The organism is Streptomyces luteireticuli, from assembly GCF_041519305.1.
In the GTDB taxonomy this organism is placed as follows: Bacteria; Actinomycetota; Actinomycetes; order Streptomycetales; family Streptomycetaceae; genus Streptomyces; species Streptomyces luteireticuli.
The window spans coordinates 2,029,316-2,055,592 of sequence record NZ_CP167927.1 but is presented as its reverse complement, the minus strand read 5'-3'; the positions used below and the strand labels follow the sequence as shown (position 1 = coordinate 2,055,592).

The 26,277-nt window shown below is 71.8% G+C and carries 26 protein-coding genes and 2 tRNA genes; 22 read left to right on the top strand and 6 right to left on the bottom strand.

What is annotated here, in order from left to right:
* Positions 1–15: 15 nt before the first annotated feature.
* Entirely contained in the window at positions 16–171 is a 156-nt protein-coding gene (locus AB8735_RS08395; protein WP_199893931.1) for a hypothetical protein, read from the top strand.
* 31 nt (positions 172–202) lie between these two features.
* Here AB8735_RS08395 and AB8735_RS08390 read toward each other — a convergent pair whose 3' ends face one another.
* Together AB8735_RS08390 and AB8735_RS08385 are read right to left on the bottom strand one after the other, a co-directional pair.
* Entirely contained in the window at positions 203–766 is a 564-nt protein-coding gene (locus tag AB8735_RS08390) for a CGNR zinc finger domain-containing protein (protein WP_372406425.1), read from the bottom strand.
* 228 nt (positions 767–994) lie between these two features.
* On the bottom strand, positions 995–1,408 hold the full coding sequence (locus AB8735_RS08385; protein WP_004942301.1) for an SsgA family sporulation/cell division regulator: 414 nt from the start codon (positions 1,406–1,408) through the stop codon (positions 995–997).
* Between the two features lie 321 nt (positions 1,409–1,729).
* On the opposite strand from AB8735_RS08385, the gene AB8735_RS08380 reads away from it, so the two are divergent.
* The 3 genes from AB8735_RS08380 (at position 1,730) to AB8735_RS08370 (ending at position 2,461) form a co-directional block, all read left to right on the top strand.
* Positions 1,730–1,804, top strand: a tRNA-Val gene (locus tag AB8735_RS08380).
* 62 nt (positions 1,805–1,866) lie between these two features.
* Complete coding sequence (locus tag AB8735_RS08375) at positions 1,867–2,328, top strand: SRPBCC family protein (RefSeq protein WP_372406423.1); 462 nt, start codon at positions 1,867–1,869, stop codon at positions 2,326–2,328.
* Between the two features lie 61 nt (positions 2,329–2,389).
* Positions 2,390–2,461: transfer RNA gene (locus AB8735_RS08370), tRNA-Val, on the top strand.
* A 52-nt stretch (positions 2,462–2,513) separates the two neighbouring features.
* Here the strand turns inward: AB8735_RS08370 and AB8735_RS08365 are convergent.
* Complete coding sequence (locus tag AB8735_RS08365; protein ID WP_344029514.1) at positions 2,514–3,239, bottom strand: 3'-5' exonuclease; 726 nt, start codon at positions 3,237–3,239, stop codon at positions 2,514–2,516.
* Between the two features lie 167 nt (positions 3,240–3,406).
* Between AB8735_RS08365 and AB8735_RS08360 the strand changes: the two genes are divergently transcribed.
* The 6 genes from AB8735_RS08360 to AB8735_RS08335 all read left to right on the top strand — a co-directional run bounded on the left by AB8735_RS08360 (position 3,407) and on the right by AB8735_RS08335 (position 9,937).
* Positions 3,407–3,985, top strand: a complete 579-nt coding sequence (locus tag AB8735_RS08360; RefSeq protein ID WP_372406420.1) for a DUF4365 domain-containing protein — start codon at positions 3,407–3,409, stop codon at positions 3,983–3,985.
* Positions 3,985–5,127, top strand: a complete 1,143-nt coding sequence (locus AB8735_RS08355) for a hypothetical protein (RefSeq protein ID WP_372406418.1) — start codon at positions 3,985–3,987, stop codon at positions 5,125–5,127. The genes AB8735_RS08360 and AB8735_RS08355 overlap by 1 nt, the downstream gene beginning before the upstream one ends.
* A gap of 83 nt (positions 5,128–5,210) precedes the next feature.
* The gene (gene thrS, locus AB8735_RS08350; RefSeq protein WP_372406415.1) at positions 5,211–7,190 is read left to right on the top strand and encodes a threonine--tRNA ligase; all 1,980 of its coding nucleotides are present in this window, start codon (positions 5,211–5,213) and stop codon (positions 7,188–7,190) included.
* Positions 7,191–7,329: 139 nt separating this feature from the next.
* Positions 7,330–7,893 carry an HIT domain-containing protein gene (locus AB8735_RS08345; protein ID WP_372406413.1) on the top strand — a complete coding sequence of 188 codons (564 nt, stop codon included), beginning with the start codon at positions 7,330–7,332 and terminating at the stop codon, positions 7,891–7,893.
* 86 nt (positions 7,894–7,979) lie between these two features.
* A complete protein-coding gene (locus AB8735_RS08340; protein ID WP_372406411.1) occupies positions 7,980–8,750 on the top strand; it encodes a polysaccharide deacetylase family protein in 771 nt (256 codons plus the stop codon).
* The gene (locus tag AB8735_RS08335) at positions 8,750–9,937 is read left to right on the top strand and encodes a YncE family protein (protein ID WP_372406409.1); all 1,188 of its coding nucleotides are present in this window, start codon (positions 8,750–8,752) and stop codon (positions 9,935–9,937) included. Before AB8735_RS08340 ends, AB8735_RS08335 begins: the two co-directional genes overlap by 1 nt.
* Before the next feature lie 9 nt (positions 9,938–9,946).
* Here the strand turns inward: AB8735_RS08335 and AB8735_RS08330 are convergent, their stop codons facing one another.
* On the bottom strand, positions 9,947–11,596 hold the full coding sequence (locus tag AB8735_RS08330; protein ID WP_344029536.1) for a hypothetical protein: 1,650 nt from the start codon (positions 11,594–11,596) through the stop codon (positions 9,947–9,949).
* A gap of 166 nt (positions 11,597–11,762) precedes the next feature.
* A complete protein-coding gene (locus AB8735_RS08325) occupies positions 11,763–13,970 on the bottom strand; it encodes an elongation factor G-like protein EF-G2 (RefSeq protein WP_372406406.1) in 2,208 nt (735 codons plus the stop codon).
* Positions 13,971–14,225: 255 nt separating this feature from the next.
* Here AB8735_RS08325 and pgsA point away from each other — a divergent pair, with 255 nt between their 5' ends.
* The 3 genes from pgsA to AB8735_RS08310 are packed head-to-tail and all read left to right on the top strand — an operon-like array spanning position 14,226 to position 17,106.
* Entirely contained in the window at positions 14,226–14,948 is a 723-nt protein-coding gene (pgsA, locus tag AB8735_RS08320) for a phosphatidylinositol phosphate synthase (protein WP_344029541.1), read from the top strand.
* Complete coding sequence (locus tag AB8735_RS08315; protein ID WP_344029543.1) at positions 14,945–15,907, top strand: phosphatidylinositol mannoside acyltransferase; 963 nt, start codon at positions 14,945–14,947, stop codon at positions 15,905–15,907. Before pgsA ends, AB8735_RS08315 begins: the two co-directional genes overlap by 4 nt.
* Entirely contained in the window at positions 15,904–17,106 is a 1,203-nt protein-coding gene (locus tag AB8735_RS08310; RefSeq protein ID WP_372406403.1) for a glycosyltransferase family 4 protein, read from the top strand. Before AB8735_RS08315 ends, AB8735_RS08310 begins: the two co-directional genes overlap by 4 nt.
* A gap of 95 nt (positions 17,107–17,201) precedes the next feature.
* Here AB8735_RS08310 and AB8735_RS08305 read toward each other — a convergent pair whose 3' ends face one another.
* Positions 17,202–17,924, bottom strand: coding sequence for a VC0807 family protein (locus AB8735_RS08305; protein WP_372406401.1), 723 nt, complete (start codon positions 17,922–17,924; stop codon positions 17,202–17,204).
* Positions 17,925–18,133: 209 nt separating this feature from the next.
* On the opposite strand from AB8735_RS08305, the gene AB8735_RS08300 reads away from it, so the two are divergent.
* The 9 genes from AB8735_RS08300 to secD all read left to right on the top strand — a co-directional run bounded on the left by AB8735_RS08300 (position 18,134) and on the right by secD (position 26,277).
* Positions 18,134–18,688, top strand: coding sequence for a hypothetical protein (locus AB8735_RS08300; protein ID WP_344029551.1), 555 nt, complete (start codon positions 18,134–18,136; stop codon positions 18,686–18,688).
* A gap of 183 nt (positions 18,689–18,871) precedes the next feature.
* Complete coding sequence (gene pdxS / locus AB8735_RS08295; protein WP_344030068.1) at positions 18,872–19,783, top strand: pyridoxal 5'-phosphate synthase lyase subunit PdxS; 912 nt, start codon at positions 18,872–18,874, stop codon at positions 19,781–19,783.
* Positions 19,784–19,886: 103 nt separating this feature from the next.
* Entirely contained in the window at positions 19,887–20,480 is a 594-nt protein-coding gene (pdxT, locus tag AB8735_RS08290; protein WP_372406399.1) for a pyridoxal 5'-phosphate synthase glutaminase subunit PdxT, read from the top strand.
* A 59-nt stretch (positions 20,481–20,539) separates the two neighbouring features.
* On the top strand, positions 20,540–21,292 hold the full coding sequence (locus tag AB8735_RS08285; protein ID WP_344029557.1) for a YebC/PmpR family DNA-binding transcriptional regulator: 753 nt from the start codon (positions 20,540–20,542) through the stop codon (positions 21,290–21,292).
* 129 nt (positions 21,293–21,421) lie between these two features.
* Complete coding sequence (gene ruvC / locus AB8735_RS08280) at positions 21,422–21,973, top strand: crossover junction endodeoxyribonuclease RuvC (protein ID WP_372406396.1); 552 nt, start codon at positions 21,422–21,424, stop codon at positions 21,971–21,973.
* Positions 21,970–22,596, top strand: coding sequence for a Holliday junction branch migration protein RuvA (gene ruvA, locus AB8735_RS08275; protein WP_344029562.1), 627 nt, complete (start codon positions 21,970–21,972; stop codon positions 22,594–22,596). The genes ruvC and ruvA overlap by 4 nt, the downstream gene beginning before the upstream one ends.
* 77 nt (positions 22,597–22,673) lie before the next feature.
* Positions 22,674–23,741 (top strand): Holliday junction branch migration DNA helicase RuvB, encoded by a 1,068-nt coding sequence (gene ruvB, locus AB8735_RS08270; protein WP_344030071.1) that lies wholly within the window; start codon positions 22,674–22,676, stop codon positions 23,739–23,741.
* Between the two features lie 164 nt (positions 23,742–23,905).
* Positions 23,906–24,391, top strand: coding sequence for a preprotein translocase subunit YajC (gene yajC / locus AB8735_RS08265; RefSeq protein WP_372406394.1), 486 nt, complete (start codon positions 23,906–23,908; stop codon positions 24,389–24,391).
* A 149-nt stretch (positions 24,392–24,540) separates the two neighbouring features.
* Positions 24,541–26,277, top strand: coding sequence for a protein translocase subunit SecD (gene secD, locus AB8735_RS08260; RefSeq protein WP_372406392.1), 1,737 nt, complete (start codon positions 24,541–24,543; stop codon positions 26,275–26,277).

Genomic DNA, 26,277 nt, shown 5'->3' with positions numbered 1-26,277 from the left:
CATGATCTGCCGGAGATGAACGACGAACAACCGGCCGACCTGACCGCAGACCTGTCCGACGAGCCGAGGGGCTGTCTCTTCGCGCTCTCCCAGCCACCCCTGATGCTCTTCCTCGCCTTCGTGGCGACCCTGATACTCGGGACCGCGGTCCACGACCTCTACCGGTGGTGACCCGCGGTGCCTCCCGGCCCGTCCGGCCCGCTCAGTCCCCGGCCCCGCGCCGGCGCGCCCGGTACGCGGCCACGTGCAGCCGGTTCCCGCACGTGCGGCCGTCGCAGTAGCGCCGCGACCGGTTCCGGGAGAGATCGACGAACGCCCGCCCGCAGTCCGGCGCACCACATCGCCGCAGCCGCTCCAGCTCGCCCGCCACCAGCAGGAAAGCCAGCGCCATCCCCCCGTCCGCCGCCAGGTGCTCGGCCAGCGAGGCCCCCGGCGCGAAGTAGTGCACATGCCAGTCGTAGCCGTCGTGATCCGTCAGCCGCGGCGTCGTGCCCGCCTCCGCCACCAGCGCGTTGAGCAGCTCCGCCGCCTCCGCCACGGCCCCCGCGTCGAAGACCCGGGCGAAGCGCTCCCGCAGCGCCCGCACGGCCACCAGATCGCCCTCGCCCAGCTCACCGACCCCGCTGATGGCGTGCTGCTCGACGAACACCCCGAGCGCCGCCACGTCCGTCAGGGCGTCCCCGGCCGGAGCGGGGGCGTCCACGGCGGTGTTGAGCAGGGCGACGACGGCGTCGAGCGCGCACCGGGTGTCGTGGTTGATCAGCACGGTTCGTTCGCTCCCTGGCCCGGCCGGTAGGGCGGCAATTGTTCGACTGCGGGCCCGACCTTACTGGCTCCGCGTGCCGCACGTACGAAAGCGCCGTCACCGCGGTGGAATCCGCGAGGACGGCGCTGCCGGAACGCCCGGTGCGAGATGTGCGAGAAATGTGGAGCCGGGACGGGGTGCGCGCCGCCTCCCCGAGTGGGCGGCGCGCCGGGCCGGAACCTCGTGGCCTCAGCTCTCGGCCAGGATGTGGGAGAGCTCGGTATCCAGATCGAAGTGCCGGTGCTCGGTGCCGGGCGGAACGGCGGCGTCGGTCCGCTTGAGGAACGACTCCAGGGCTCGCGCCGGGGCTTCCAGGAGGGCCTCGCCCTCGGGGGAGCTGAGCGCGATGCACACGACGCCCTGACCGTGGCTGCGGGACGGCCAGACACGGACGTCGCCGGTGCCGGTGGGCCGGTGCAGGCCCTCGGCGAGCAGATCCCGGGCGAAGACCCACTCGACCGTCTCTTCGGCTCCGGTGTGGAAGGTGGCGTGTACGGCATAAGGATCGGAAGTGTCGTACCGCAGACCTGCGGGTACAGGCAGTGACGATTCGCTCGACACAACGAGGCGCAGGTGCAGCTCACAGCTGACCGTGGTGTTCATAAGCGCCAGGGCCTTTCGCTCAGTGTGCGCTCGGGGATTCGCACGTCGGCGAAATCGACATGCCACCTACGGTGCCGTTGTAAACCCCTCTGACCGTTTTGAGGCTCTTCGGATACCTCGTACGGCCGACTCCTTCCCGCGTGAATACGGCCGTACCGGTGAGTTCCGTCAATTCGACCGCCCCCCGGCCCGTCACCACGGAGGGTGACGGGCGGTCGCGCTGCGCGCCCCGCCGGGACCCGCGCCCGGCTCTCCGTGCCCGACGGCCGGAAACGCGGTTCGGCGCACCCTCTGACATGCGGTAATGTTTGCGGTGCGCCCGGGCGATTAGCTCAGCGGGAGAGCGCTTCGTTCACACCGAAGAGGTCACTGGTTCGATCCCAGTATCGCCCACCACGGACCCTGGATCCGCAAGGCAAACCTTGCGGATCCAGGGTTTTCTGCTGTCCGCTGGCCGTATGACCTCCCGCCGCCACCTCTACCGCTTCCGCGAGCACTGGGACCTCGACGCGTCGCCCGACGCCGTCTACGCGGCCCTCGAGGCCGTGGACGACTACCCCTCCTGGTGGCCCCAGCTGTCCTTCGCCCGCATCGACCGGCACAGCGGCACCCTCGGCATCCGTTCCTTCCTCCGCTACGAGCTCCGCCTCGCCGCCCGGGAACGCCGCCGCGATCCCGGCGCCCGCGTCCTGGAGATCGCCGTCGACGGCGACCTGGCCGGCTGGATCCGCTGGACCGTCCTGCCGCACGGCCCCGGCGCCCGCGCCCGCTTCGAGCAGGAGGTGGAGCTGCGCAATCCGCGGATGCGCCGGTGGGCCCTCGTCGGCCGTCCCGTCTTCCGCGTCTCCCACGACTGGGTCCTGTGCCGTGGCCGCCGGGGTCTGCGGCGCCGGCTGGCGGGCCCTGCGGCCGGAATTTGATGGCGGACCGCCGCGGCCTGTATTGTTCAGTGTGTCGCCGGGGGAAACCCCGGGGAATCCCGGGCGATTAGCTCAGCGGGAGAGCACTTCGTTCACACCGAAGGGGTCACTGGTTCGATCCCAGTATCGCCCACATCGACAAGGCCGGTCCGTCAACAGACGGACCGGCCTTGTGCGTTGACCCCTCAGGCCGCCGACGGCAGCTCCGTGCGCACCGGCCATGCCGGATCGCACACCTCCTCCGAACCGTTGCGCGCGAACCACGCCTGGAGGCCACGAGCCTGCGCCGCGTGCCACACCGCCTGCCGCGCGTGCAGCTCCGCCGCGCTCAACCGCTCCAGCCGCACCGCGAACCGCTGGCCTATCGCCCGCACCACCTCCATCGACGCCGCCGCGTCCGCCGCCGCGTCATGGGCCCCCGTCAGCTCCACCCCGTAGTGCGCGCACAGGTCCGTGAGCGTCCGCCGGCCCTTGCGGTACCGGTCCAGATGCTTGTCCAGCACCCATGGATCCAGCACGCACAGCGATGACGTCCCCAGGTACGCCGAGAGCGACGACGCCCGGTGCCGGCGCAACTCCCGGTCCAGCAGGGTCAGGTCGAACGGCGCGTTCATCACCACCAGCGGGACGCCCGCCGCGGACTGCTCCGCCAGCGCCCTCCCCACCTCCTCCATCACCGGCGCGGGCCACCGCCCGTACCGCTGGAGGTGAACGTCGGTCAGGCCGTGTATCGCCGTCGCGCCCTCGGGCACCGGCACCCCCGGATTGACCAGCCAACGGGTGGCCACCGGCGAGGCCCCCGCCTGTGACTGCACCACGAGGGCCGCGGATACGATCCGGTCGCGCTCGACATCGACCCCCGTGGTCTCCGTGTCGAACGCCGCGAGCGGCCCCTCGAACCAGCACGGCATGTCACAACTCCTCGCGCTTGCGCGGAAAATGGCGTGATTCCCCTCCCTCCGTCGAGTGATACCCCCTACCCGAGCGGCCCGAACCGCCCTTGTTTGCGAAGGAGTTCGGGTGGAGACAACACCGGTGTAGGGACCAATCGACGCGCCCCCCGGAAGGTGTTTCGGACATGCCGTCGCTCGCGCAGCCCGAACCGGCCGCCCCGGCCGGGGAGCTGCCCGCAGGACCCCCGCCACGGCGCGGCGCCCTCGCCGTCACCGCCTGCATGGAAACCCTCCAGATCGGCTACCTCCACGCCGTCGCCGCAGCCGCCGGCTGCTCGCTGGCCCAGCCCTTCCCCGACCACGGCATCGACTGGCACATCAGCCACAGCGCCCCCGGCCACACCACCGACGACGAGGTCACCATCAAGGTGCAGCTCAAATGCACCTACCAACTCGGGCCCCGCCCCACCGGGATGACCTTCCCCTTCACCCTCGACAACGACCACCTCGCCAAACTCGCCCGCACCCCCGCCGCGGTGCACAAGATCCTCGTCGTGATGCTCGTGCCCCGGACCCCGGCCGACTGGCTGCGCGCCGGCCCCGACCGGCTCGAGGTACGGCACTGCTGCTACTGGGCCAACCTCGCCGGACACCCCGTGACCGGCCGGCGCAGAACCACCGTGCGGATCCCCACCTCGCACGTCTTCGACGACCACGCCCTCTGCGAGATCATGACCCGCGTCGGGGCGGGAGGGAGACCCTGATGCGACCGCCGGCCGACACCCCCGACCCCGCGGTCCTCGGCGTGCTGCTCGCCCGCCACGGCTGGCGCCGGCAGGGCGGGGCGAGCGGCCGCTACGGCCGCTGGACACCCCCCGACACCGCCGGCACCAGCCTCCTCGTACCCGAGACCGCCGCCTTCCCCGACAGCGCCGACCTCCTCGCCGAGGCCCTCGCCGCACTCGAACACAGTGCCGCCCCCTCCGCCTGCCATGTCCTCATCGCCCTCCGCACCCCCAGCGACGAGATCCACTGGCACCGGCGCATCCCCGAACCCGGCCCGCCCGCCGCCGTCTGGGCCGCCCAGGAACGACTGCGCTCCGGCGCCCGCGCCCTGCTGCTCACCGGCGCCCTCGCCACCCGCGGCACCGCCGGCTACCACGGCGCCCGGCACCGCCGTCCCGCCGAGGCCGCCCTCGACCACCTCCTCGTCGGCCCCCAGCACGGCGCCCGCGACCTGACCGTCTTCGCCCCCGTCGGCCCCGACGAGCCCTACGGACGGCCGGCCGTGGGCGCGCTGCTCAGGGCGCTGCACGCGGCCCGGGACGCCACCGACTACGAGCGCGCCACCGGCAGGCCCGAGGCGTTCGCCGCCGCCGTCGAGGCGGGTGTGTGCCGCGAGCTCACCGAGGCCCTCGTCGCCCTCGTCGGCGGCTCCGAGGGGATCCGCGTCCGGCTGGAGTGGGCCCCGGCCGCGGGCCCGCCGCCCGGATTCGGGGCACGGCCGGAACCCGTGGAGTTCTCCCCGGGCGACCTCCCCGTCCTGCGCGAGGCCGGCGCCCGCTACCTGCGTGAGGAGCCGTCCCTTCCGGTACGGCTCACCGGAACCGTCGTCCACCTGTGGCGCGACGCCCCCGGCGGCTCCGGAACGGTGCAGCTCAGAGTGGTCGACGGGGCGGACGTGACGGAGGTGCGCGCCGAGGTCGACGAGGACGACTACCGGGTCGCCGGCCACGCCCATCTGATGGGGCTGCCGGTGCGGATCGGCGGGCGGCTGGAGAGCAGGGGCGGCTTCCGCAGGCTCACCGGGGCCGGCGGCGTCCTCCCCGTACGGGTGGACGAGGCCGAACGGGAGCGGCTGCTCAAGTCCCTCGACATCTTCGGCGACCGGGAGGCCGGCGGGTAACTGTTTCGCGACCAGGCCACCCGGCTCGGTACGATTCACACGCGCAGCGTCCGCTGCAGCGTTCCCTGAGTCAGGAGAGTCCGGTGTCAGACGTCCGTGTGATCATCCAACGCGATTCCGAGCGGGAAGAGCGCGTGGTGACGACGGGCACTACGGCCGCCGACCTCTTCGCCGGTGAGCGCAGCATCGTCGCCGCCCGTGTCACGGGCCAGCTGAAGGACCTTGCGTACGAGCTCGCCGAGGGCGACGAGGTCGAGCCCGTCGAGGTCACCTCCAAGGACGGCCTCGACATCCTGCGCCACTCCACCGCGCACGTCATGGCCCAGGCCGTACAGGAGCTCTTCCCCGAGGCCAAGCTGGGCATCGGCCCGCCGGTCAAGGACGGCTTCTACTACGACTTCGACGTCGAGAAGCCGTTCACTCCCGAAGATCTCAAGCTCATCGAGAAGAAGATGCAGGAGATCATCAAGCGGGGCCAGAAGTTCTCCCGCCGCGTGATCACCGACGAGGCGGCCCGCGAGGAGCTCGCAGACGAGCCGTACAAGCTGGAGCTGATCGGCCTCAAGGGCTCGGCGGCGCAGGAGGAGGGCGCGAGCGTCGAGGTGGGGGCCGGCGAGCTCACCATCTACGACAACCTCGACGCCAAGACCGGCGAGCTGTGCTGGCGCGATCTCTGCCGCGGCCCGCACCTGCCGACGACCCGGGTCATCCCGGCGTTCAAGCTCATGCGCCCCGCTGGTGCGTACTGGCGCGGCAGCGAGCAGAACAAGATGCTCCAGCGCATTTACGGCACCGCTTGGCCGACCAAGGACGAGCTCAAGGCGCACCTGGAGTTCCTCGCCGAGGCCGAGCGCCGTGACCACCGCAAGCTCGGCGCCGAGCTGGACCTGTTCTCCTTCCCCGACGAGCTGGGCCCCGGCCTCGCGGTGTTCCACCCCAAGGGCGGCATCATCCGCAAGGAGATGGAGAACTACTCGCGCAAGGTGCACGAGGCCTCCGGCTACGAGTTCGTGAACACCCCGCACATCACGAAGGAACACCTCTTCGAGACGTCGGGCCACCTGCCGCACTACGCGGAGGGCATGTTCCCGCCCATCGAGTTCGACGGGCAGAACTACCGCCTCAAGGCCATGAACTGCCCGATGCACAACTTGATCTTCAAGTCGCGCGGGCGGTCGTATCGTGAACTGCCTTTGAGGTTGTTTGAGTTCGGCACGGTCTACCGTTACGAGAAGTCCGGCGTCGTCCACGGCCTGACCCGCTCCCGCGGCTTCACCCAGGACGACTCGCACATCTACTGCACCAAGGAGCAGATGCCGGACGAGCTCGACACGCTCCTCACCTTCGTGCTCGACCTGCTCCGCGACTACGGCCTGACCGACTTCGAGCTGGAGCTCTCGACCCGCGACCCCGAGTCGGACAAGTTCATCGGCTCGGACGAGGAGTGGGAGGAGGCCACCGAGGCGCTGCGCCTGGCGGCCGAGAAGCAGGGCCTGCCGCTGGTGCCCGACCCGGGCGGGGCCGCGTTCTACGGCCCGAAGATCTCGGTGCAGGCGCGCGACGCGATCGGCCGCTCCTGGCAGATGAGCACGTTGCAGGTGGACTTCAACCAGCCCCGGCGGTTCGGCCTGGAGTACACGGCGGCGGACGGCTCGCGCCAGCAGCCGGTCATGATCCACCGGGCGCTCTTCGGCTCGATCGAGCGGTTCTTCGGCGTACTGCTGGAGCACTACGCGGGTGCGTTCCCGGCGTGGCTTGCCCCGGTGCAGGCGGTCGGCATCCCGATCGGTGACGGGCACGTCGAGTACCTGGAGGAGTTCGCGGCGGAGGCCCGGAAGAAGGGCCTGCGGGTCGAGGTGGACTCGTCCTCGGACCGGATGCAGAAGAAGATCCGCACCGCGCAGAAGTCCAAGGTGCCCTTCATGGTCATCGTTGGTGACGATGACATGAAAGCGGGCACGGTGTCGTTCCGCTACCGGGACGGCTCGCAGAAGAACGGGATTCCGCGTGACCAGGCCATCGCCGAGCTCGTTGACGTGGTAGAGCGCCGCGTCCAGGTTTGATTCTGGTCCCCGCATGAGCGGGGGTGATCCGAAGATGCGGAATCACCACAAGGCCAAGGTGCCGTGGTCCCCGCATCAGCGGGGTTGACGGAGGGGCGGTCCCACAGGGCCGCCCCTCACCGCATCCCCGCCACGGAATATGCTGCTCACCATGACGAGTGAGCCGGAGCAGCAGATCGGAGTCGGGTCCCCGGACGCCTTCCAGCGGCTGTGGACGCCCCATCGGATGGCGTACATCCAGGGAGAGAACAAGCCCAGCGGCCCCGGTGCCGGCGACGGCTGCCCGTTCTGCTCGATTCCGGAGAAGTCGGACGAGGACGGGCTGATTGTCGCCCGGGGCGAGCGTGTCTACGCGGTGCTCAATCTGTACCCCTACAACGGCGGGCACCTCATGGTCGTCCCGTTCCGGCACGTCGCCGATTACACGCAGCTGGACGAGGCGGAGACGCTGGAGCTCGCCGGGTTCACCAAGGCGGCCATGACCGCCCTGCGGAAGGCCTCCGGGGCGCACGGGTTCAACATTGGTATGAACCAAGGGGATGCCGCGGGCGCGGGTATCGCCGCCCACCTGCACCAGCACGTGGTGCCCCGCTGGGGTGGCGACACCAATTTCATGCCGGTCGTGGGTCACACCAAGGTCCTGCCCCAACTCCTCGCCGACACCCGGAAGATGCTGGCCGACGCCTGGCCCGAGAGCGTGTGACACGCGAACCGTAAAGTCAGGGAAATCACCCCTAAATCGGACAAAAAGGCTCTAATGGTGCGGTGACCTTTCTTCACCGCCGAACCGTGCTGCGTGCAGCCGCGAGCGGTGCTCTTGCCACAGTGGCGGGGGCACCGCTCGTCGGTTGTGACGACGAGCGGCCGGCCGCGTCGCCCTCGGGGCGGCCGACGGCGAAGGTGTCGGTCCGGCCCGCACCCGTCGGGCGCGTCCCCGCCCTGCCCCCGCTGCCCGCCGGGCTGCCGGTGCAGATCGAGCACGGGCCGCGCGCCCGCAAGGCGGTGGCGCTCACCTTCCACGGCCGCGGGGCCGCGGAGACGGCGACGGGCTGTCTGGCGGAGGTGGAGCGGGCAGGGGCCCGGGTGACCGTGCTGGCGGTGGGGGACTGGCTGGACGCGGAGCCTCAGCTGGCGCGCCGGGTGCTCGACGGCGGGCACGAGCTGGGCAACCACACCATGCGGCACCTCGACATCTGCGCGATGGACGCGAAGGCCGCGTACGCGGAGATCGTCCAGTGCGCGGACCGGCTGCGCAGGCTGACCGGCGGGGCGGGGCGCTGGTTCCGTCCGTCGAAGGCGCGGCTGGCCACGGAGCGGGTGGTGCGGCTGGCGCGCAGGGCGGGGTACCCGCATGTCCTGTCGTACGACGTGGACTCCCTCGACTTCACCGATCCGGGCGCGGCGGCGGTGCGGAGCACCGTGCTCAACGGGGTGCGGCCGGGTTCGGTGGTGAGTCTGCACTTCGGGCACGCGGGCACGGTGGCCGCGCTGCCCGCGATCCTCGACGGCCTGCACCGCCGCGGTCTGCGCGCGGTGACGACTTCGGAGCTGCTGACCTGATGACTCGGTTCCCTTACAGACGATTCCGCCGTATCGCGTTGCTGGCTGCCGGGTGTGTGCTGTTGGCGGTGTCCGGCTGTGGTGGTGACAGTGGTGACGAGGCGGCCGGGCCGCAGGCGCAGAAGCAGCGGCAGGGGGCGGCCCGGGGTGTGCCGCAGGGGCTGCCGGGGATGCCGCCGTTGCTGGATCCGAACGACGTGTATGCGGCGGACCGGCCGAACATGCTGTCGCCGGTGGTGAAGGACTTCCCGTCGCGGGTGTATGTGCCCAATACGGAGTCCGACACGGTGAGTGTGATCGATCCGAGGACGTACAAGGTCGTCGAGACGATTCCGGTGGGGTCGCAGCCGCAGCACGTGGTGCCGTCGTGGGATCTGAAGACGCTGTGGGTGAACAATGACCGGGGGCACACGCTGACGCCGATCGATCCGGCCACGGGGAAGGCGGGGCGGACGGTGCCGGTGCACGATCCGTACAACCTCTACTTCACGCCGGACGGCAAGTACGCGGTGGTGATGGCGTCGATGGACCGGGAGTTGGTCTTCCGGGACGCGCACACGATGGCGCGGAGGAAGACGGTGCCGGTGAGTTGTCTGGGGGTGAATCACGCGGACTTCTCGCCGGACGGGCGGTACTTCATCGTCTCCTGTGAGTTCTCGGGGGAGTTGCTCAAGGTGGACACGGCGCGGATGAGGGTGATCGGTCAGCAGAAGCTGCCGTTCGACGGGGCGATGCCCCAGGATGTGAAGATCGCGTCGGACGGGAAGACCTGGTACATCGCGGACATGATGGCCGACGGGCTGTGGGTGCTGAACGGGGACAAGTTCACCGAGCCGTGGCTGATGCCGACGGGCAAGGGGGCGCATGGGCTGTATGTGAGCCGGGATTCGAAGTCGATGTACATCTCGAACCGGGGCGAGGGGTCGATTTCGGTGCTGGATCTGGCGAGCCGGAAGCTGGTGCACAAGTGGGAGCTGCCGGAGGGCGGCAGTCCGGACATGGGGGGTGTGTCGGCGGACGGCAAGGTGCTGTGGCTGTCGGGGCGTTACAACAGCGAGGTGTATGCGATCGACACGACGGACGGGCATCAGATCGCGAAGATCCCCGTGGGGGCGGGGCCGCATGGGCTGGCGGTCTATCCGCAGCCCGGGCGGTACTCGCTCGGCCACACGGGGATCTTCCGCTAGGCGGGTGGTTCAGGCGTTGTAGACGTCGGCCTGGCGGGGGGCGGGGTCCTGGACGGCTCCGCTGAGGTTGCCGGCGCGGCCGGCGAAGCGTTCGGTGTTGACGTTCTTCTCGGCGAGGAAGCGCAGGGCGGCGGTGTGGACGGCGCGGAGGACGGGGGTGGCGGCCCGTAGGGCGTCGTCGGCCATGAAGCGGTGGCGCCAGGGCTTGTCGGCCCAGGCGTGACGGAGGCCGAAGGGCTCGGGGAGGTTGAGCTTGCCGCCCCAGTACTCCAGGAGGGGCGGGTAGTAGGTCAGGGGGGCGCGGGCGGCGAGGCGGACGACCTCGCGGGCCTCGACGACGGGGAGTTGGCGTTCCCAGGTCTCCCAGAACTTGAGGCCCTTGCGGAAGGTCTTGGTGCGGTTCTTCGGCTTGCCGTTGAAGACGGGGTGGATGGGGCCCATCGCGTGGCCGGTGACCTCGATGCGCAGGGTCTTGTGGAGGACGGTGACGTTGACCAGGAGGGTGATGACCAACTGGCCGTCCCACAGGACCCATTGGACGCCGAGGTAGTGGCGGTTGCCGCTGCCGAAGTGCTGTTCGTCGCAGATCTTCTGGAGCGCCGCGCCCCTTATCTGGAAGGTCTCCTCGCTGCCGGCGGGGCGGGAGACGGCTCCGGCGCCCTCGCCGATGGGGGAGACGACCCAGTTCTCGACGAAGGGGGTGGGCAGGCCGCCGGTGTGGATGGGGGTGCGCTCGAGCAGGTGCAGTTCGTTCTGGACGGCGCGCATGATGTCCCAGCTGCGGAAGGGGTCGATGTCCTTCTCGGGGTCGGCGGGGACGAGGTCCTCGGCGAGCTGCCAGCTGCCCCAGCGGGTGCCCATGCCAAGTATGCCCTTGGGGCCGGCGTAGAAGACGATGTTGCTCTTCTGCTCGGCGGAGAGGCGTTCCAGGTTGCGCCGGAGCTGTTCGGCGGCGCTCTCGCCGGGGTTCTTGGGGACGGCTTCGGGGATCTTGGCGCCGATGCCGCCGCCGTCGAGGAGGCCGGTCCAGCGGCTGCGGAGGTCCTTGGCGGTGCGCTCGCAGATGGTCTTGGCCCAGGCCCAGCCGATGACGGGGGCGACGAGCATGGCGCGCAGGTAGATGCCGAGGAGGCCGGTGAACGGCAGCTTGATCATGAAGATGACGGCGAACACGCCGAGGGCGAGCAGGAGGGCGGTGCCGAGGGCTCCTGCGCGTTTGTTCTGGGCGCCGGCGATGGTGCGGCGGAGCTGGAAGACGCCGAGCCAGAGCAGGACGCCGGGGAGGAAGAGCAGGCCGAAGACGGCCATGATGACGGTGAGCCGGGCGTCGCGCTGTTTGCGGATGCGGCTGGCGGCGAGGCAGTGCTCGACGATGACCTGGGGTTCCATGCCGAAGGCCTGGATGAGGGGTTTGCGGCCGCCGCCGAGCATGCGCTGCTGGACGGCGCGGGAGAAGGCCTCGCCGAGGTTGGGCTCGAAGAGGGAGATGCGGGGGGCCTTGACGGAGGAGGTGGCCCAGTCGGAGTTGGCCTTGAGGAGCTCGTCCACGGGGCCGTCGCGGTAGGCGGCGGAGGCGAGGGCCTGGGTCGCCGCGGTCTGGCCGGCTCCGCCCGCGATGGGGATCTGGGCGCCCGGGCTGAAGTCGAACCCGTCTGTCACTGCTGCCCCCCAGGCCGCGTGTTGCCGCTGCGGCGGCCCGACTCCGGTGGTCTGCCGGGGCAGTTGCCGGGGGCCGCCCGTCCAGCGTATCGGTGCGGACCGCCGCGTGGGGCGGGAGATCCGAAAGCCGCCCGTCCCAAGAGAGTTGGGACGGGCGGCTTGTGAACTATGCCCCGTTCTCGGCCTGTTCGCGGATGCGGTCGGCGAGCTGCGGGGGCATGGGCTCGTGCCGCGCGTACGAGCGGCTGAACCGCCCGGTGCCGTGCGACAGGGAGCGCAGGTCCACCGCGTACCGGCCGATCTCCAGCTCGGGCACCTCGGCGCGGACCAGGGTGCGGCCGCCCGGGGACTGCTCGGTGCCCACCACCCGGCCGCGGCGCCCGGACAGATCGCTCATCACCGGGCCCACGTACTCGTCGGGCACCAGCACCCGGACCTCGGCGACCGGTTCGAGGAGATGGACGCGGACCTCGGCGGCCGCCTCGCGCAGGGCGAGGGCTCCGGCGGTCTGGAAGGCCGCGTCCGAGGAGTCCACCGAGTGCGCCTTGCCGTCGAGGAGCGTCACCCGCACGTCGACCAGTGGGTATCCGGCGGTGACGCCCTTGGCCGCCTGGGCGCGCACGCCCTTCTCCACGGAGGGGATGAACTGCCGTGGCACGGCGCCGCCCACCACCTTGTCGACGAACTCGATGCCGGAGCCCTCCGGGAGCGGCTCGACCTCGATCTCGCAGATGGCGAACTGGCCGTGTCCGCCGGACTGTTTGACGTGCCGTCCGCGCCCGGCGGCCCGGCCGCCGAAGGTCTCGCGCAGGGAGACCTTGTGCGGGACGACGTCGACCTGGACGCCGTAGCGGGTGCGCAGCCGCTCCAGCGCCACGTCGCGGTGCGCCTCGCCGAGGCACCAGAGGACGACCTGGTGGGTGTGCCGGCTGTGCTCCAGGCGCATGGTGGGGTCCTCGGCGACGAGCCGGGCGAGGCCCTGGGAGAGCTTGTCCTCGTCGGCCTTGCTGTGGGCCGCGATGGCGACCGGCAGCAGGGGGTCGGGCAGGGACCAGGGGTCCATGCGCAGCGGGTCGGCGGGGGAGGAGAGGGTGTCGCCGGTCTCGGCGCGGGAGAGCTTGGCGACGCAGACGATGTCGCCGGCGACGGCCTGCGGGACCTGGCGCTGGTGCTTGCCGAAGGGGGAGGAGAGGGCGCCGACCCGCTCGTCCGCCTCGTGGTCCTCGTGGCCGCGGTCGGCCAGGCCGTGGCCGGAGACGTGGAGGGTCTCGTCCGGGCGCAGGGTGCCGGAGAAGACGCGGACGAGGGAGATCCGGCCGACGTAGGGGTCGGAGGAGGTCTTGACGACCTCGGCCGCGAGCGGACCGGCCGGGTCGCAGGCCAGTGCGGTGCGGGGGGTGCCGTCGAGTGCGGTGACGGGGGGCGGGGTGCGTTCGGGAGGGGTGGGGAACCCGCCGGTGATCAGCTCCAGCAGCTCGACGGTGCCCAGGCCCTGGCGGGAGCCCTCGGGGGCCGGGGCGGCGGCGAGCACGGGGTGGAAGGAGCCGCGGGCGACGGCCCGTTCGAGGTCCTCGATGAGGGTTTTGACGTCGATGTCCTCCCCGGCGAGGTAGCGGTCCATCAGGGTCTCGTCCTCGCTCTCGGCGATGATCCCCTCGATGAGCCGGTTGCGGGCCTGGTCGATCAGCCGCTGCTGGTCGGGGCCGGGCGCCGTCTCGGCGCGCTCGCCGGTGGAGTAGTCGAGGAGGCGCTGGGAGAGGAGGCCGATGAGGCCGGTGACGGGGCGGTGCCCGTCGGGTCCCTCGGGGCCGTGCAGGGGGAGGTAGAGCGGCAGCACGCTGTCGGGGGAGTCGCCGCCGAAGGCGGCGCGGCAGGTCTCCGTCATCGTGCCGAAGTCCGCCCGGGCCGCCTCCAGGTGCGTCACCACGATCGCGCGCGGCATGCCCACGGCCGCGCACTCCTCCCACAGGGTGCGGGTGGCGCCGGTGACGCCCTCCGGGCCCTCCGCCGCGGAGACGACGAAGAGCGCGGCGTCCGCCGCCCGCAGTCCCGCCCGCAGCTCGCCGACGAAGTCGGCGTAGCCCGGGGTGTCGAGCAGGTTGATCTTGATGCCGGCCCAGTCCACGGGGACCACGGAGAGCTGGACCGAACGCTGCTGGCGGTGCTCGATCTCGTCGTAGTCGGAGACCGCGCCGCCGTCCTCGACCCGCCCCGCGCGGGTGACCGCGCCGGTGGCCAGGGCCAGTGCCTCCACGAGAGTCGTCTTGCCGGAGCCGCTGTGGCCGACCAGCACCACGTTGCGTATGCTGCCGGGCCGGTCGGCCGCCACTGTTCTGCCGGCGGCTCCAGGATGGGTGGTCGTCTTGTCGCCCATGTATCCCGCCTTCCGGTTGACACCTGCGGTCCTTCGAGCTTTCCACCGCGGTCACGCTGCGTCCATACGTCGCACACGCAGGCGCAACCGTCCGCCCCGGCGCGCAGGGCCGCCGGGCGCCCCCGCGGGGCAGGTCCATCCGGGTGGCGCGGCGCCGGTGGCGGTGCCCGGCGGGCGGCCGGTGGGCGGGTGCGGCCGGTGCCGGGGGCGCGGGGGTGCGGTGTGCGCGCGGGCGGCACCCGCGGCCTGGCTACGATGGGCCAGCCGGTGGCTGATCGACCCCCGGCCCGCACACGACCCTCCGGGAAGGCCATGCTGAACAAGTACGCGCGTGCGTTCTTCACGCGTGTTCTCACGCCGTTCGCCGCCCTGCTCATCCGACTGGGCGTGAGCCCCGACGCGGTGACCCTCATCGGCACCGGTGGTGTGATGGCGGGAGCGCTGGTCTTCTATCCCCAGGGGGAGTTCTTCTGGGGCACCGTCACCATCACGCTGTTCGTCTTCTCGGACCTGGTCGACGGGAACATGGCGCGGCAGCTGGGCCGGTCCAGCCGTTGGGGGGCGTTCCTGGACTCCACGCTCGACCGGGTCGCCGATGCGGCGATCTTCGGCGGGCTGGCGCTGTGGTACGCCTCCTACGAGGGGCACGACATCGCGCTCTGCGCCGTGGCGATCTTCTGCCTGGCCAGCGGGCAGGTGGTGTCGTACACCAAGGCGCGCGGCGAGAGCATCGGGCTCCCGGTGAAGGTCAATGGTCTGGTGGAGCGGGCCGAGCGTCTGGTGATCTCGCTGGTGGCCTGCGGTCTCTCCGGGCTGCATGCGTTCGGTGTGCCCGGGATCCAGGTGCTGCTGCCCATCGCCCTGTGGATCGTGGCGGTCGGCAGCCTGATCACTCTGATCCAGCGTGTGGTCACCGTGCGCCGTGAGGCGGCGGAGGCGGACGCGGCAACCCTGGTGGGAGGGGGCGACAGCCGGTGAAGGACGAGCTGACCGACGCGCTGTACGGGCTGGGGTGGGGCGCGGTCAAGCGGCTTCCCGAACCGGCTGCGGCGCGGCTGGGGCGAGAGATCGCCGATATCGCCTGGCGGCGACGGGGCAAGGGCGTGCTGCGTCTGGAGGCCAACCTCGCCCGGGTCGTCCCGGACGCCTCCCCGCCCCGGCTCGCCCGGCTCTCCCGGCTGGGCATGCGCTCGTACATGCGCTACTGGATGGAGTCCTTCCGGCTGCCGGCGTGGAGCCGGGAGCGCCTGCGGACCTGCTTCGAACCCGAGGGCCTGCACCATCTGGAGGAGGGGCTGGCCAGCGGCCGAGGGGTGGTGCTGGCGCTGCCCCACATGGGCAACTACGACATGGCGGGTGCCTGGGTCACCTCCCGGCTGGGGGTGCCGTTCACGACGGTCGCCGAGCGGCTGAAGCCGGAATCGCTCTACGACCGGTTCGTGGCCTACCGCGAGGGGCTGGGCATGGAGGTCCTGCCGCACGCCGGGGGATCCGCGTTCGGCACGCTCTCGCGGCGGCTGCGGGCCGGCGGGCTGGTCTGCCTGGTGGCGGACCGGGATCTGTCGGCGCACGGCATCGAGGTGGAGTTCTTCGGCGAGGCCGCCAAGATGCCCGGTGGCCCGGCCCGGCTGGCGGTGCAGACCGGGGCCCTGCTGCTGCCGGTGACCCTCTGGTACGACGACTCGTCGGTGATGCAGGGGCGGGTGCACCCGCCGGTGGAGGTGCCGGACACGGGCACCCGGCCGGAGAAGGCCGCGGTGATGACCCAGGCCCTGGCCGACGCCTTCGCCTCGGGGATCGCCGAGCATCCCCAGGACTGGCACATGCTCCAGCGGCTCTGGCTCGCCGACCTCCCGGCACAGGGCCGGGGTCCTGTGGGACGGGCGGGGCAGGGCGAGGAAGCCGGGCAGGGCGCCGGGACGGGGACGGCGCCGTGAAGATCGGGATCGTCTGTCCGTACTCCTGGGACGTGCCGGGCGGCGTCCAGTTCCACATCAGGGACCTCGCCGAGCACCTGATCCGGCTGGGGCACGAGGTGTCGGTGCTCGCCCCGGCGGACGACGAGACGCCGCTCCCGCCGTTCGTCGTCTCCGCGGGCCGGGCCGTGCCCGTGCCGTACAACGGCTCGGTGGCCCGGCTCAACTTCGGCTTCCTGTCGGCGGCGCGCGTCCGCCGCTGGCTGCACGAGGGCGACTTCGACGTCATCCACATCCACGAACCCACCTCCCCGTCGCTGGGCCTGCTCACCTGCTGGGCCGCCCAGGGCCCCATCGTCGCCACCTTCCACACCTCCAATCCCCGCTCCCGGGCGATGATCGCGGCCTATCCGATCCTCCAGCCGGCCCTGGAGAAGATCAGCGCGCGGATCGCCGTGAGCGAATACGCCCGCCGGACCCTGGTCGAGCACCTGGGCGGGGACGCGGTGGTCATCCCCAACGGCGTCGACGTGGACTTCTTCGCCCGGGCCACACCCCGGCCCGAGTGGACGGGCCATGGCCTTGGCCCCGGTGCCCCCGCGGACCCCGGACGCCCGGCGACCATCGGCTTCATCGGCCGGATCGACGAGCCCCGCAAGGGTCTGCCGGTCCTGATGCGTGCCCTGCCGAAGATCCTCGCCGAGCGCCCGGGGACCCGGCTGCTGGTGGCCGGCCGGGGCGACGAGGAGGAGGCCGTCGCCGCGCTGCCCCCCGAGGCACGGGGCGCCGTCGAATTCCTCGGCATGGTCAGCGACGAGGACAAGGCCCGTCTGCTGCGCAGTGTCGACGTCTATGTGGCGCCCAACACCGGCGGCGAGTCCTTCGGGATCATCCTGGTCGAGGCCATGTCGGCGGGGGCGCCCGTCCTGGCCAGCGATCTGGATGCCTTCGCCCAGGTCCTCGACCGGGGCGCGGCCGGTGAACTGTTCGCCAACGAGGACGCCGATGCGCTCGCCGCGGCGGCCCTGCGGCTGCTCGGCGACCCGGCCCGGCGGGCCGAGCTGAGCGAACGGGGCAGCTCCCATGTGCGGCGCTTCGACTGGACCACGGTCGGGTCGGACATCCTGGCCGTGTACGAGACGGTGACCGCGGGGGCCGCGTCCGTCGCCACGGACGAGCGGACGGGGCTGTGGGCGCGGTGGGGGCTGGCGCGGGACTGACCCCGCACCCGGCCCTTCTTTCCCGCCCGGCCTTTCCCTCCTCGGACCGGGACCGGTGCCCGCGGAAGGTGCCCGTCGGCCGGTCGGCCCGTCGCTCACGCCGGGCCCGGCACCTTCCCCTGCTCCGGCAGCTCCCCGGCCGCCGTCAGGCCGAACAACGGGGCTCCGTGACGCTCCCGGAAGCGCCGGCTGTGCCGGACGCTGGCTATCACCACCAGCCCCAGGATTCCCAGCGACTGGAACCTGCCGATCACCGGCACCACATCCACCGGCAGGGCGAGGGCCTCCACCACGCTCAGTGCCGCGTCGAGCAGCTGCGCCGCTCCCCACAACAGGGTCAGCGAGCGCAACGCCCGCCGGAACTCCGGGTCCTGGCGCCAGCGCCGCTCGGCCAGCTCCTCCGCCGGCCCCGTACGCAACTGCCGGCCGAACTGGAAGGCGAACGGCCGGGCCGCGAGCAGGGTGCCCGCGATCCACAGGCCCAGCACCGCCGGGAGCGCCGCGTCCTTGAGCAGCAGAACCCTCGGGTCCCCGCTGATCAGTGAGGTCACGGCGGACACCAGGAGCAGGACGACCACCAGGAGGTCGAAGAACCGGGCCCGCCGGTGGCGGACGGCCTCGACGAGGGCCTGTATGACGGGCGGGATGCTGCTCAGCATCAGTGCCTGCCACTGGGCGACGCCCTGCCAGCGCAGCACGTAGTACAGCGCCAGCGGCAGTGCGACGGCGATGCCCAGCGTCGGGAACAGCGTGGTGAGCACGGTGGTCAGCGTGGCGCGCCTGGCGCGCGACGCATCGGCTTGCACGGTCGGTTGCACGGTAGGACTTCCCCTCGCCTCGCCGGTGGCCACCGGCCGCCTTCCCCCCTCGGGGACGGCCCGTGACCTGCCACCCACGACGCTACGGACGGGGTGGGTGGAGACGGATCGGAGCCAGGGTCGAATCTTCCGGCCGCCGTCCACCCGGCCTCCACCCGCGGGTGGACGGGCCGGGAGGCGCGATGTCCGGGCCGGTACTGTGACCCGGCGTGACAGGTTCTCTGTGGGTCTCCTTCTGGATCGTGGCCGCCCTGGTCCTCGTCGGCGTCTACCTCAGCTGGACCGCCGGCCGGCTGGACCGGCTGCACAGCCGCATCGACGCCGCGCGGGCCGCCCTCGACGCCCAGCTGCTGCGCCGCGCCTCGGTCGCCCAGGAGCTCGCCACCGCCGGAGTCCTCGACCCGGCCGCCTCGATCGTCCTCTACCAGGCCGCGCACGCCGCCCGGCAGGCCGAGGAGGAGCAGCGGGAGGTCGCCGAGAGCGAGCTGAGCCAGGCGCTGCGCGCGGTGTTCGCGGACAGCGCACAGGCGGCGGCCGTCCGGGAGGCGCCCGGCGGCGAGGAGTCACTGGGCGAACTGGACCAGGCGGTGCGGCGGGTGCCCATGGCGCGGCGGTTCCACAACGACGCGGTGCGCGCGGCGCGCGCGGTGCGCCGGCACCGGGTGGTGCGCTGGTTCCGGCTGGCCGGGCACGCCCCTTTCCCCATGGCCTTCGAGATGGACGACGAGCAGCCGGCGGCACTCGCCGACCGGGCAGGTCACTGAGCGTCGGCCGGGCGGATCGCGGGGGAGTCGCGGGCGGATCGCGGGGAGTCGGCCGGGCGGGCCACCGGACAGGCCACCGGCCCCGAATTGGCCCTTTTCCCCCACCGGCCGGGCGGCTTTGATGACGCTGCGGCGTCACCGCCTTGGATGCCGCAGCATCACCGCTCTGGATAGTGAGGTCGCATCGTGTCCACCCCCAGCACGCTCCCGAACCCCGAGACCGGCACCGCGCGCGTCAAGCGCGGCATGGCCGAGCAGCTCAAGGGCGGCGTGATCATGGATGTCGTCACCCCCGAGCAGGCCAAGATCGCCGAGGACGCCGGCGCGGTCGCGGTGATGGCCCTGGAGCGGGTGCCCGCCGACATCCGCAAGGACGGCGGCGTGGCCCGCATGTCCGACCCGGACATGATCGAGGGCATCATCGACGCCGTCTCCATCCCCGTGATGGCCAAGTCCCGCATCGGCCACTTCGTCGAGGCCCAGGTCCTGCAGTCCCTCGGCGTCGACTACATCGACGAGTCCGAGGTCCTCACCCCGGCCGACGAGGTCAACCACTCCGACAAGTGGGCGTTCACCACCCCCTTCGTCTGCGGTGCCACCAACCTCGGCGAGGCCCTGCGCCGCATCGCCGAGGGCGCGGCCATGATCCGCTCCAAGGGCGAGGCCGGCACCGGCAACGTCGTCGAGGCCGTCCGTCACCTGCGCCAGATCAAGAACGAGATCGCCAGGCTGCGCGGCTTCGACAACCACGAGCTCTACGCCGCGGCCAAGGAGCTCCGCGCCCCGTACGAGCTGGTCAAGGAGGTGGCCGAGCTCGGCAAGCTGCCGGTGGTGCTGTTCTCCGCCGGCGGCGTCGCTACCCCGGCCGACGCCGCGCTGATGCGCCAGCTCGGCGCCGAGGGCGTCTTCGTCGGCTCCGGCATCTTCAAGTCGGGCGACCCGGCCAAGCGGGCCGCGGCCATCGTGAAGGCCACCACCTTCTACGACGACCCCAAGATCATCGCGGATGCCTCCCGCAACCTGGGCGAGGCCATGGTCGGCATCAACTGCGACACCCTCCCCGAGGCCGAGCGGTACGCCAACCGCGGCTGGTGATCCGTCCGTTCCCCGGTGGGCGGTCCGCGGCACAGGCGCGGACCGCCCACCGGCCCGTTCCCCCCTCGCACGCCCCCGTACGACCAGAGAGGCCGTGACCCCCGTGTCCACCCCCACCATCGGTGTCCTCGCCCTGCAGGGCGACGTCCGCGAGCACCTCGTGGCTCTCGCCGCCGCCGACGCGGTGGCCCGCCCCGTCCGCCGGCCCGAGGAGCTCGCGGAGGTCGACGGCCTGGTGATACCCGGCGGCGAGTCCACCACCATGTCCAAGCTCGCCGTGGTCTTCGGGATGCTGGAGCCGCTGCGCGCGCGGGTGCGCTCCGGGATGCCGGTCTACGGCACCTGTGCCGGCATGATCATGCTGGCCGACAAGATCCTCGACGGCCGGGAGGACCAGGAGACCCTGGGCGGCATCGACATGATCGTGCGCCGCAACGCCTTCGGCCGGCAGAACGAGTCCTTCGAGGCGGCGGTCGAGATGGCGGGGGTCGGGGGCGGCCCCGTGGAGGGCGTCTTCATCCGGGCCCCCTGGGTCGAGTCCGTCGGGGCCCGGGCCGAGGTGCTGGCCGTGCACAACGGCCACACCGTCGCCGTGCGCCAGGACAACGTGCTGGCCACGTCCTTCCATCCGGAGCTGACCGGGGACCACCGGGTGCACGGTCTGTTCGTGGAGATGGTGCGCGCGGTGCGCTCGTGAGATCCCGGTAGGATCTCAGTCGTTCGTCCAAGAATGGGTTACGCGAAGGAGACAGGCGGATGTCCGGCCACTCTAAATGGGCTACGACGAAGCACAAGAAGGCCGTGATCGATGCCAAGCGCGGCAAGCTCTTCGCGAAGCTGATCAAGAACATCGAGGTCGCGGCCCGCATGGGCGGCGTCGACATCGAGGGCAACCCGACCCTCTACGACGCCATCCAGAAGGCGAAGAAGCAGTCGGTCCCGAACAAGAACATCGACTCCGCGGTCAAGCGCGGCGGCGGCCTCGAGGCCGGCGGCGCCGACTACGAGACGATCATGTACGAGGGCTATGGCCCCAACGGTGTCGCGGTGCTCATCGAGTGCCTCACCGACAACCGCAACCGCGCCGCCGGTGACGTCCGCGTGGCCATGACCCGCAACGGCGGCTCGATGGCCGACCCGGGCTCGGTGTCCTACCTCTTCAACCGCAAGGGCGTCGTGATCGTCCCCAAGGGCGAGCTGACCGAGGACGACGTGCTGGGCGCGGTCCTGGACGCCGGTGCCGAAGAGGTCAACGACCTCGGCGAGTCCTTCGAGGTCCTCAGTGAGGCCACCGACCTGGTCGCGGTCCGCACCGCCCTCCAGGAGGCCGGCATCGACTACGACTCGGCCGAGGCCAACTTCGTCCCCACCATGCAGGTGGAGCTGGACGAGGAGGGCGCCCGCAAGATCTTCAAGCTGATCGACGCGCTGGAGGACAGCGACGACGTGCAGAACGTCTTCGCCAACTTCGACGTCTCCGACGAGGTCATGGCCAAGGTCGACGCCTGATCAAGCGGATCGAGCCGATCGCGACGGGCCGACGGGACGCTTCCCGTCGGCCCGTCGCGCTGTCGGTTCCGGGCGTTGTCAGTGCCGGCCGATAGCCTGCCGGAACAGTTGACCGAAGGGAGGGGCGCGATGCGCGTGCTGGGCGTGGACCCGGGGCTGACGCGGTGCGGCGTCGGTGTGGTCGAGGGGACGGCGGGGCGGCCGCTGCGGATGGCCGGGGTCGGGGTCGTCCGGACGCCGGCGGAGGCCGAGATCGCGGAGCGGCTGGTCCTCATAGAGCGCGGCATCGAGCAGTGGCTGGACGAGCACCGGCCCGAATACGTCGCCGTGGAGCGGGTGTTCAGCCAGCACAACGTCCGTACGGTCATGGGCACCGCCCAGGCCAGCGCCGTCGCCATGCTGTGCGCCGCCCGCCGCGGGCTGCCCGTCGCCCTGCACACCCCCAGCGAGGTCAAGGCCGCCGTCACCGGCTCCGGCCGGGCCGACAAGGCCCAGGTCGGCTCCATGGTCACCCGCATCCTGCGGCTGGACGCGCCCCCGAAGCCGGCCGACGCCGCCGACGCGCTCGCCCTGGCCATCTGCCACATCTGGCGCGCCCCGGCCACCGGCCGCCTCCAGCAGGCCGTCGCCGCCCACCGCCGCGCCACCGCCCCCGTACGCCTCCCGAAGGGCACCCGATGATCGCCTTTGTCTCCGGTCCCGTCGCGGCCCTCGCCCCCGACACCGCCGTCGTCGAGGTCGGCGGCGTCGGCATGGCCGTCCAGTGCACCCCCGACACCCTCTCCCGGCTCAGGGTCGGCGAGCCGGCCAGGCTCGCCACCTCCCTCGTCGTCCGCGAGGACTCGCTGACCCTCTACGGCTTCGCCGACGACGACGAGCGGCAGACCTTCGAGCTGCTCCAGACCGCCAGCGGCGTCGGCCCCCGCCTCGCCCAGGCGATGCTCGCCGTCCACGCGCCGGACGCGCTGCGCCGCGCCTTCGCCACCGGTGACGAGAAGGCGCTCACCGCCGTCCCGGGCATCGGCAAGAAGGGCGCCCAGAAGCTGCTGCTGGAGCTCAAGGACCGGCTGGGCGCGCCCACGGGCTCCGCCGCGAGGACCCCGGCGGCCGCTCCGGCCGCCGCCTCCGGCTGGCAGGAGCAGCTGCACGCCGCCCTCGTCGGCCTGGGATACGCGCCCCGCGAGGCGGACGGCGCGGTCGAGGCCGTGGCGCCGCAGGCCGAGGCCGTGGTCGCCGACGGCGGCACCCCGCAGGTGGGCCGGCTGTTGCGGGCGGCCCTGCAGACCCTGAACCGGGCCCGCTGACCGGCGGCCCGTCCCCTTCCCGAAACAACCGTGAGGTCTCACCCGTGAACTGGGACGAGGATTCCGCCGCCGGACCCATGGCCGCCGACCGCGTCGTCAGCGGCACCGCCGACGGCGACGACCACGCCGTCGAAGCCGCCCTGCGGCCGAAGGACCTGGGCGAGTTCGTCGGCCAGGAGCGCGTCCGCGAGCAGCTCGACCTGGTGCTGCGCGCCGCCCGTGCCCGGGGCGCCACCGCCGACCACGTCCTGCTCTCCGGCGCCCCCGGGCTCGGTAAGACCACCCTCTCGATGATCATCGCCGCGGAGATGGGCGCCCCCATCCGCATCACCTCCGGTCCCGCCATCCAGCACGCCGGCGACCTGGCGGCGATCCTGTCCTCCCTCACCGAGGGCGAGGTCCTCTTCCTCGACGAGATCCACCGCATGTCCCGGCCCGCCGAGGAGATGCTCTACATGGCGATGGAGGACTTCCGGGTCGACGTCGTCGTCGGCAAGGGCCCCGGCGCCACCGCCATCCCCCTGGAGCTGCCGCCCTTCACCCTGGTCGGCGCCACCACCCGCGCCGGCCTGCTGCCGCCGCCGCTGCGCGACCGCTTCGGCTTCACCGGCCACATGGAGTTCTACGCCCCCGCCGAGCTCCAGCGCGTCATCCACCGCTCCGCCGGCCTGCTCGACGTGGCCATAGACGAGGAGGGCGCGGCCGAGATCGCCGGCCGTTCCCGCGGCACGCCCCGCATCGCCAACCGCCTCCTGCGCCGCGTCCGCGACTACGCCCAGGTGAAGGCCGACGGGCTGATCACCCGCGAGATCGCCGCCCGGGCCCTCCAGGTCTACGAGGTGGACGGCCGCGGGCTCGACCGGCTGGACCGGGCCGTGCTCACCGCGCTGCTCAAGCTGTTCGGCGGCGGCCCCGTCGGGCTGTCCACGCTGGCCGTGGCCGTCGGCGAGGAGCGCGAGACCGTCGAGGAGGTCGCCGAGCCCTTCCTGGTGCGCGAGGGGCTGCTGGCCCGCACGCCCCGGGGCCGGATCGCGACCCCGGCGGCCTGGGATCACCTGGGGATGGTGCCGCCGCAGCAGGTCACCGGGGGTGCGGGCCGCGCCGGGGGCGCAGGCGGAGGGCAGGGCGGCCTGTTCACGGAGTGACGGCGCGGGGACTGGTCGGGTCAGGAACCCGGGTGCCATGCTGGGCGTTGTTCCATAGGCGCGGACTCGCTTAGACTCCGCCGATGCCGTCCCTACCGGCGGCATACCACCCCCGTAGACCAGGCCGCACCCCCAAAGCGGTCGTGTGAAGGAAACCCCGTCCCGTGAATCTCGTGACTCTTCTGCCGTTCATCGTGCTCATCGGGGCCATGTTCCTGATGACCCGGTCGGCCAAGAACAAGCAGCGCCAGGCTGCCCAGATGCGCGACCAGATGCAGCCGGGCACCGGTGTGCGGACGATCGGCGGCATGTACGCCACCGTCAAGGAGGTCAGCGAGGACTCGGTCCTCCTCGAGGTCGCCCCCGGCGTCCACGCGATCTATGCGAAGAACTCCATCGGCGCCGTTCTGCCGGACGAGGAGTACAACCGCATCATCCACGGCATCGAGGGCTCCGACGAGGCCCCGGCCGTTCCGGACGACATCTCCTCGCTCACCGAGGGCGGCGAGGCCGCCGCGGCCGGCGAGAAGAAGATCGACCTCGGCAAGGAGACCGCTCCCGAGGACGCGGAGACCAAGGACGCCAAGGCCGAGAAGCCGGCGGACGGGCCGAAGGACGCCAAGAAGGACGACGGCTCCGACGCGAAGTAGCCCCAATCGGCGGACCGTGACGCACCACCGCTCGGTGCGTCACGGTCCGCCGACGGTCTAGGCTCCGGCGGGGGGGGCACGTCCCCACAAACTTCGTGGCCGCCGGCGAACACCTGACGCCCGGCGGTTGGACAGGGAGAAACGACAAGGTGGCAGCACCGAAGAAGGGCCGCAGGTCCCCGGGCGGCCAGGGCAGGCCGGGCAGAGTCCTGGCCTTCATCCTGATCGCCATGGTGGCGCTCACCGGGGGGATGTTCGCCTCCGGGCACACCACACCGCGACTGGGCATCGACCTCGCGGGCGGTACGAGCTTCACGCTCCAGGCGAAGAACCAGCCGGGCAAGCCCAACGCGATCACGACGACCAATATGAACACGGCTGTCGGCATCATCGAGCGTCGTGTCAACGGTCTCGGAGTGTCCGAGTCCGAGGTCCAGACGCAGGGCAAGAACCACATCATCGTGAACATTCCCAAGGGGATGAACGCGAAGCAGGCCCGGGAGCAGGTCGGCACCACCGCCCAGCTCGCCTTCCGGCCGGTGCTGATGGCGGCTCCCAGCGGCAAGCTCCCCGAGCCCACGCCGAGCGCCTCGACGGGCGGCAAGGACAAGGACAAGAAGGACAAGCCCTCCGGCACGCCCAGCGCGTCCTCCGGCTCCACCCCGTCGGCCACCCCGTCCGGCAAGCACACCCAGGGCCGTGCCGTCACCGAGGCCCTCAAGGCCCCGCAGGCACCCAAGCCCACCCCGACCCCGACTCCGTCCGGCGGCTCCTCGGGCGACCTGCAGAAGCAGTTCGCGACGCTGGACTGCTCGACCCCGGCGGCGCGCTCGGACGCGGCGAAGGCCGCCGACCGGGCCAAGGCCACCGACAACGTGGTCGTCTGCGACAAGGACGGCCAGGAGAAGATGCTCCTCGGCCCGGTCGGCGTCGAGGGCGTGGACGTCACCGAGGCCAAGGCCGCCCTGGACACCCAGCGCGCCACCGGCTGGCAGGTCCAGCTGAAGTTCAACGGCAGCGGTGCCAAGAAGTTCGCCGACATCACCGGCAAGCTGGCCGCGAAGGCGCCCCCGCAGAACCGCTTCGCGATCGTCATGGACGGCGAGTCGGTCTCCGCGCCCCAGCTGAGCGCGGCGATCCCCGGCGGCAGCGCCGAGATCAGCGGCAACTTCACCCAGTCCAGCGCCCAGGACCTGGCCAACATCCTGTCCTACGGCGCCCTGCCGCTCTCGTTCGACATCGTCACCGAGACCACCGTCTCCGCCGCCCTCGGTGGTGAGCAGCTGCGTGCCGGTCTGATCGCCGGCGCCATCGGCCTGGCGCTCGTGGTCATCTACCTGGTGGCCTACTACCGGGGCCTCGCCCTCGTCGCCCTCGCCAGCCTTGCGTGCTCGGCGGTCCTCACCTACACGATCATGGTCCTGCTGGGCCCGGCCATCGGCTTCGCGCTGAACCTGCCGGCCGTGTGCGGTGCCATCGTCGCGATCGGCATCACCGCCGACTCGTTCATCGTCTACTTCGAGCGCATCCGTGACGAGGTCCGCGACGGCCGCACCCTGCGTCCCGCCGTGGAGCGTGCCTGGCCGCGTGCCCGCCGTACGATCCTCGTCTCGGACTTCGTCTCCTTCCTGGCCGCCGCGGTGCTCTTCATCGTCACCGTCGGCAAGGTCCAGGGCTTCGCCTTCACCCTCGGCCTGACCACGCTGCTCGACGTCGTCGTGGTCTTCCTCTTCACCAAGCCGCTGATGACGATCCTCGCCCGCCGCAAGTTCTTCGCCAGCGGCCACCCCTGGTCCGGCCTGGACCCCAAGCGGCTCGGCGTCAAGCCGCCGCTTCGGTCCTCCCGCCGCCGCCCCTCCGCCAGCGCCGACCCGAAGGAGGCCTGA